2 protein-coding genes are annotated in these 2,231 nt (G+C 69.2%); both read left to right on the forward strand.

Going from position 1 to position 2,231, the window contains the following annotated elements; genetic code table 11:
- The first annotated feature begins 392 nt into the window (after window positions 1-392).
- Window positions 393-680 (forward strand): GlsB/YeaQ/YmgE family stress response membrane protein, encoded by a 288-nt coding sequence (locus AB0L34_RS33625; RefSeq protein ID WP_350684158.1) that lies wholly within the window; start codon window positions 393-395, stop codon window positions 678-680.
- A gap of 215 nt (window positions 681-895) precedes the next feature.
- The gene (locus tag AB0L34_RS33630) at window positions 896-2,185 is read left to right on the forward strand and encodes a sugar ABC transporter substrate-binding protein (protein WP_357460407.1); all 1,290 of its coding nucleotides are present in this window, start codon (window positions 896-898) and stop codon (window positions 2,183-2,185) included.
- The last annotated feature ends 46 nt before the right edge of the window (window positions 2,186-2,231 follow it).

Consider the following 2,231-nt stretch of genomic DNA (forward strand, 5'->3'; position numbering starts at 1 on the left):
CCGCCGTCGCCGTGGCGCTGGTCGCCGGCGTGGGTCGTCGCCGCAGCGTCACCCACCGGTAACAATCACAGCCTGAACTCGACGGGCGTCCGACCACCGGGTCGGGCGCCCGTTTCGCGTCCGCCGATGGTCCGGTCGGCCTCCCGGACGCCCGCGGCGGGGGCCGACCGGCGGGGGCGCGGCCCACGTGAGCACGTGTCCGGACTCCGCATTCCACGGCGTGCCGCCGCCCGGTCCGGCCCCTTTTTCGCGGTCGGCGTCCCGTCTGGGCGGGCGGGCCACCCGGTGTCCCGGAAAGCCGGTTTGGGGCTGTGGCGGGCAGGGAACCTATCGGTCACGACAGGAACACCACAGATCGTGGAACTCATTTCTTTCATCCGAAGGAGGGCGACGTGGAGCTCACCGTTTGGGGCATCATCACTGCGCTCATCGTTGGTCTGATCGTCGGCGCTCTGGGTCGCCTGCTCGTGCCGGGCCGCCAGAACATGCCGATGTGGCTGCACATGCTGATCGGTGTCGGCGCCGCGCTGCTGGGCACCGTCCTGGCTCGGGCGATGGGCATCGCCACCGAGACCGCCGGTATCGACTGGGGGGAGCTGCTGGTCCAGGTCGTGCTGGCCGCCGTCGCCGTGGCGCTGGTCGCCGGCGTGGGTCGTCGCCGCAGCGTCACCCACCGGTAACAATCACAGCCTGAACTCGACGGGCGTCCGACCGGCAGGTCGGGCGCCCGTTCGCGTGGGTACGACCGGATTCGCCCTGTTGCCGACCCCCGCAGGATCCTGCCCTGCGGTACCGTCGCCTCTCTTCCGCCGAACCGCCCACTGTCGTAAAGGATTTTTTCCTACTAAGGTGCGGCGGAGAAGGTTAGTGCCAAGTGGCGCGAGGGAGATATGGCGTGAACAGGTGGAAGCGGCTGGCCCCGGTCACCGCCGTCGTGGCCTCGGCCGCGATGGTGCTGGCCGGCTGCGGTGGCTCCGATGACGAGAAGGCCGCAGACAACAGCAAGCTGACGGTCTGGATGATGGGCGAGGGAAGCGAGGCCCAGACCAAGTTCCTCGACGGCGTCGAGGCCGAGTTCCGGCAGAAGCACCCGGACACCGACGTGGTGGTCCAGTACATCCCCTGGCTCGAGGCGCCGAAGAAGTTCCAGGCCGCCCTCGCCGGCGGTGAGGGGCCGGACGTCACCGAGCTGGGCAACACCGAGACCCAGGGCTGGGCGGCGCAGGAGGCGCTGGCCGACGTCACCGACAAGATGAACGGTTGGGCCGAGGGCAAGGACATCCTCCCCGACCTGGTGAAGAACGCCCAGCTCGACGGCAAGCAGTACGGCGTGCCGTGGTACGCCGGCGTCCGGGCGATGTACTACCGCACCGACTGGTTCGCCGAGGCGGGCGTGAAGCCGCCGACGAACTGGGACGAGCTGGTGGCCGCCGCCAAGGCCGTGCAGGCCAAGAAGCCGGGCAAGTACGGCATCGCCCTGCCGGGCAACTCCGAGCTGCCGTTCTACTCGTTCCTCTGGGGCGCGGGCGCCGAGATCGCCACCCAGCAGGGCGACACCTGGAAGTCCGGCTACACCACGCCGGAGGCGCAGAAGGCCGTCAAGTTCTGGACCGACCTGGTGACGGTGCACAAGGTGGCGCCGCCGGCCGCCGCGGGCTGGAACGAGATCGACGCCCGGACCCAGTTCGCCACCGGCAACGCGGCGATGGCCTTCGGCGGCAGCTGGCAGCAGGGCGCCATCAAGAAGGACAACCCGGAGATCGAGAAGGTCTGGGGCACGTTCCCGATCCCCGGCCCGGACGGCAAGGCCGCGCCCGGCTTCGCCGGCGGCTCCGACATCGCGATCTGGAAGGACAGCGAGCGGCAGAACCTCGCGTGGGACTACCTGACCGTGCTGCTGAGCAAGAAGAACGACCAGGCCTTCGCCGACAGCCTCGGCTTCTTCCCGGTCTACAAGGACCTGGTCGGTGGCGACAAGTACGCCAGCGACAAGATCATGGCGGCGTTCGCCACCACGATGCAGAACACCAAGCTCACGCCGCTCACCCCGAAGTGGGTGGAGGTCAGCCGCACCAAGACGGTGACCCAGGCGATGAACAGCTCGGTCATGAAGGGTCAGAAGACGGTCGAGAAGGCTACCGCCGACGCGGCCGCGGAGATGGAAAGCATCCTCAACGCCAAGTGACCACGCTGACCGAGGCGCCGGAGGCGGCCGCCGCGCGGGAGAACCC

This window comes from Micromonospora sp. NPDC052213 (assembly GCF_040679695.1).
In the GTDB taxonomy this organism is placed as follows: domain Bacteria; phylum Actinomycetota; class Actinomycetes; order Mycobacteriales; family Micromonosporaceae; genus Micromonospora.